This window comes from Daejeonella sp., assembly GCF_044342615.1.
Lineage (GTDB): Bacteria > Bacteroidota > Bacteroidia > Sphingobacteriales > Sphingobacteriaceae > Daejeonella.
Window position 1 is genome coordinate 1 of sequence record NZ_JBIIPN010000198.1, and the last position, 3,752, is coordinate 3,752.

A 3,752-nucleotide genomic window follows, 5' to 3' on the forward strand; every position below is an offset into this window, starting at 1 on the left:
AAAGCTAATCTTAAACTTGATAATCAATTGTTAAGATATGGCCAGGCTCACATGCAAGAGGTATTTCAACAGTATTTAGATCTCTAAGCGACTTCCTTCTGCAATGCTTTAAGCCAATCATTAAACAGTTTTGTTTCAAATTCAACAGCCTTTTCAGCATGCTTTTCCCAATCTGCAGAAAAACTCTTTAATTGTATTAACATTTCCTCTAAATGTCCCTCCTCTTCAAGTATGATCGACTTCACATTAACTTTACTTGATGCTTCGTCTAGAGCGTTTTGGTAGATGGGGTAAAGTTCATCTGCACGGACTTCAATAGCATAAGTAACTAAGAGGTAGGCAGCAAATTTCAAATCATTTCCACTTAAATTGAGGGTGCTTTTAAGGTATTTACATACCAAAACATCTAATAAATTTAAATAATACCTACTATCTGAGCTTGCCAATAAATATTGGTCTGCGTAAGTGGGACAAGCATCAAGGCTAAGCTTAGAAATTTGTTTTTTAAGATAATAGGCATGTCTATGCTCTTCAGCGGCATGTTTTAAAATAATTAATGTGACATCCTTTTTATGTTCACTGGCAGATATTTTCCGAGCACCTGAGTTTTCCATCAAGGAAAGTGTGTTCAACCAGCGTGCATGAGTATCGTTATTGGAAACTATTTTTGAAAGTAATTGACTAAAATCCATATTTAAAATCGCTCAAGCGCCTCTTCAATTTTTGCGTAAGTATAATCGAGATCTTCATTTTTCATGCAATATGGTGGCATAATGTAAATAATATTCCCAAGTGGTCTTAAAATTATGCCCTGATCAAGGAAAAAATTATATAGTGTATCCCTTAAACCATTAAAATAGGACGTTTCACCTGTTGTATCCCATTCTATCGCTAAAATAGTCCCAGTCTGCCGAATACATTTAACCTTCTTGTGGGAGGCAATTTTTGTGGCAAAATCTTTGTGTTTCGATTCAATCCGATGAAGATTTTGCTCCGTTTCTGGCTCCAAAAGCAGGTCCATGCTGGCTAAGGCTGAAGCACAAGCAATTGGATTTGCCGTGAATGAATGTCCGTGAAAAAGTGTTTTTAATTTATCATCCGAAAGAAAAGCTTCATAAATATCTCGTGTACAAGTAGTTACACCAAGAGCCATTGTCCCGCCTGTAATGCCCTTCGAAAAACACATTAAATCAGCTTTTTCTGTGAGATGATCACTTGCAAACAATTTACCGGTACGACCGAATCCTGTCATCACCTCATCGGCAATCGTTAAAATATTTTCGTGTCTGCAATGTTTAATTAATTGATCAAGATAATGTGCCTCATACATTTGCATCCCTCCTGCCCCTTGTACTAAGGGCTCGAATATAAAAGCAGAAATACCTGATTTTATGGTACTTATATGGTTTTTAAGTTGCTCAATATTATCATGATTAGGAAGATCGATAAATTCAACTTCAAAAAAGAACTTATCGAATGGCTTAGTAAATGCACTTCTTGCACTTACTGCCATGGCTCCAAAGGTATCGCCATGATAAGAATTGTGAAAGGCTAAAACTTTGGGTTTTTCAATTCCCTGATTAGTCCAGAATTGAAAACACATTTTCAGCGCCACTTCCACAGCAGTAGATCCATTATCAGAATAAAATACCTTAGCTTGGTTTTTGGGAAGAATATTTATTAATCTTTCGGCCAATTCTACAGCTCCAGGATGGGTAAATCCGGCAAAAATAACATGTTCCAACCTACTTAGCTGCTCCGATACCTTTTTTGCAATGTATGGATGCGAGTGACCATGAATATTTACCCACCAAGAGGAAATAGCATCTAGATATTTTGTCCCATCCTCAGCATATAAAAATACGCCTTCACCGCGCACAATCGGAATTGGAGCTGCTGCATTTTGCATTTGGGTGTATGGATGCCAGATTATTGCCTGGTCGCGTTCGACTAAACTTTTTTCGGCCATTTTTCTTTCAATAATTCTAAAACTTTTTGATCTGTCGGAAAGGTCAAATCATCCTTAATTAGTTCATGAACGCATTTCCAACGGAATGCTTGAAGTGTATCTCCTACAGACTGAAAATCAAATGCTTTCTCTCTAAAATCAAGCTCAATGTTTGAAATAGGTTTAACCAAATAGTAAACACTAATTACCTGACTTTCATTAAAGACCGATTTTATGAAAAAATCTGTCGTGTAAAAATGCTCTAAAACCTCAATTTCTGTCTGGCATTCCTCCACAAACTCTCTTTTTAATGCGTCTATGAGCCCCTCACCATACTCTAACCCGCCACCTGGGAATTTGCTGAACTGAAAACCATATTCCTCCTCATCACTGATTAAAATATGATTATCCTCATTAAATAATAGTCCGTAAACTCTAACATTAAATTGATACATCGGGTGTAAAATGTTTTTGGTTTTTGCTTACATTTTCTGTTGTCCACGCAATATCAAGAGTTTTTGGCTCAGAACGAACTGAACAATCCAACATTTTGCAATAATGACAACACTGTGGCACACAAGGATCAGCATGGATAAAAAATTCAGTATTTGAATTTGCCTTGTGATTTACCAATTTATCAAGTTCAGAAACCTCTTCATGGACCTTATTCAAATCAAAATAATAAGGAAGTGTTAGATGACAATCGATGTGAACATCAGTCCCGTAGCGTTGTGTACGCAAATTATGCACATCAATCCACGAATTTTTACGATGTTCATTGAGAATAGCGACAATTTCATCTGTTGTATCAAAATCAGATTCATCCATTAAACCAGAAACCGATTTTCGCACCAATTTATAACCACTATAAACAATATATATTCCAATTACTATGGATAAAATACTGTCGAGATAATTTAACCCGGTGGTATAAATGAGAATTAAACCAAAGACTAATCCCGCACTTGTATAAGCATCCGTTTGAAGATGTTTCCCATCCGCAAACAAGGTTAAAGAATTCAGTTTTTTACTTTGATCAATGAGATAATATCCTAAAAAATAGTTGATTAAGCCTGAAACGCCAATAATTATAGTACCAAGGATTAAATCACTGATTTCATGTGGGAAAAAGAGGTTATAAAATGACTTAAAACTAATTAGGATTCCTGCAATGATAATTAATGCTCCCTCAATAAAAACAGAGAAAAATTCAACTTTCCCATGTCCATAAGGATGGTTTTGATCTTTGGGGCGAGCAGCAAGATAAATACTATAAAACGCGAATAAACTAGCTAAAATATTGACAATACTTTCGGCAGCATCGGTTAAAATAGAGTTAGATGAAGTTATAAAATATGCCGTAAACTTGGCTAGCATCAGTACGATACCTACGACCAGTGAAAGTAAAATGACTTTTTTTTGAGTTTGCAAAGCAGGTCAATATTTTCGGTAAATTTAGTCAATAGCAGAGAGCATTTGTTAAAAAAATGGAAAAATTAACTTGAATTCGCTTTAATTTTTGCATTGGCAGGCCATGTTTCTATATTTGTTATAATTATGAGCACATTATCACATCGCATCGACAATCTTTCCGAGTCCGCCACCATCAAAATGGCAAAAATGGGCCGCGAATTAGCCGCTAAGGGAGTAGACGTAATCAGTCTAAGCCTTGGTGAGACAGATTTTTTCACACCCGACTTCGTGAAAGAAGCAGCCAAACAGGCTATTGATCAAAATTTTTCTTATTACACTCCCGTTCCGGGCTATCCTGAATTGCGCAAAGCAATTGCAGCAAAGCTTAAAC

General features: G+C 36.1%; 5 protein-coding genes. 1 reads left to right on the forward strand and 4 read right to left on the reverse strand.

All coding sequences use genetic code 11. The features are described from left to right. Nucleotides 1-83: 83 nt before the first annotated feature. The 4 genes from ACIQ0D_RS12170 to ACIQ0D_RS12185 are packed head-to-tail and all read right to left on the reverse strand — an operon-like array spanning nucleotide 84 to nucleotide 3,379. A complete protein-coding gene (locus ACIQ0D_RS12170; RefSeq protein WP_395805998.1) occupies nucleotides 84-692 on the reverse strand; it encodes a hypothetical protein in 609 nt (202 codons plus the stop codon). A 2-nt stretch (nucleotides 693-694) separates the two neighbouring features. Beyond that, nucleotides 695-1,969, reverse strand: coding sequence for an adenosylmethionine--8-amino-7-oxononanoate transaminase (gene bioA / locus ACIQ0D_RS12175; protein ID WP_395806000.1), 1,275 nt, complete (start codon nucleotides 1,967-1,969; stop codon nucleotides 695-697). Then, entirely contained in the window at nucleotides 1,951-2,403 is a 453-nt protein-coding gene (locus tag ACIQ0D_RS12180) for an NUDIX domain-containing protein (RefSeq protein WP_395806002.1), read from the reverse strand. Before ACIQ0D_RS12180 ends, bioA begins: the two co-directional genes overlap by 19 nt. After that, the gene (locus ACIQ0D_RS12185; protein ID WP_395806004.1) at nucleotides 2,390-3,379 is read right to left on the reverse strand and encodes a cation diffusion facilitator family transporter; all 990 of its coding nucleotides are present in this window, start codon (nucleotides 3,377-3,379) and stop codon (nucleotides 2,390-2,392) included. The genes ACIQ0D_RS12180 and ACIQ0D_RS12185 overlap by 14 nt, the downstream gene beginning before the upstream one ends. A 126-nt stretch (nucleotides 3,380-3,505) precedes the next feature. Here ACIQ0D_RS12185 and ACIQ0D_RS12190 point away from each other — a divergent pair. Further along, nucleotides 3,506-3,752: aminotransferase class I/II-fold pyridoxal phosphate-dependent enzyme (locus ACIQ0D_RS12190; protein WP_395806006.1), on the forward strand; the 247-nt coding region annotated here is incomplete at its 3' end.

Excerpts from the sequence above, each read along its gene's own strand:
- ACIQ0D_RS12170 (WP_395805998.1), bottom strand. The coding sequence starts at position 692 with ATGGATTTTAGTCAATTACTTTCAAAAATAGTTTCCAATAACGATACT.
- ACIQ0D_RS12180 (WP_395806002.1), bottom strand. The coding sequence starts at position 2,403 with ATGTATCAATTTAATGTTAGAGTTTACGGACTATTATTTAATGAGGAT.
- bioA (WP_395806000.1), bottom strand. The coding sequence starts at position 1,969 with ATGGCCGAAAAAAGTTTAGTCGAACGCGACCAGGCAATAATCTGGCAT.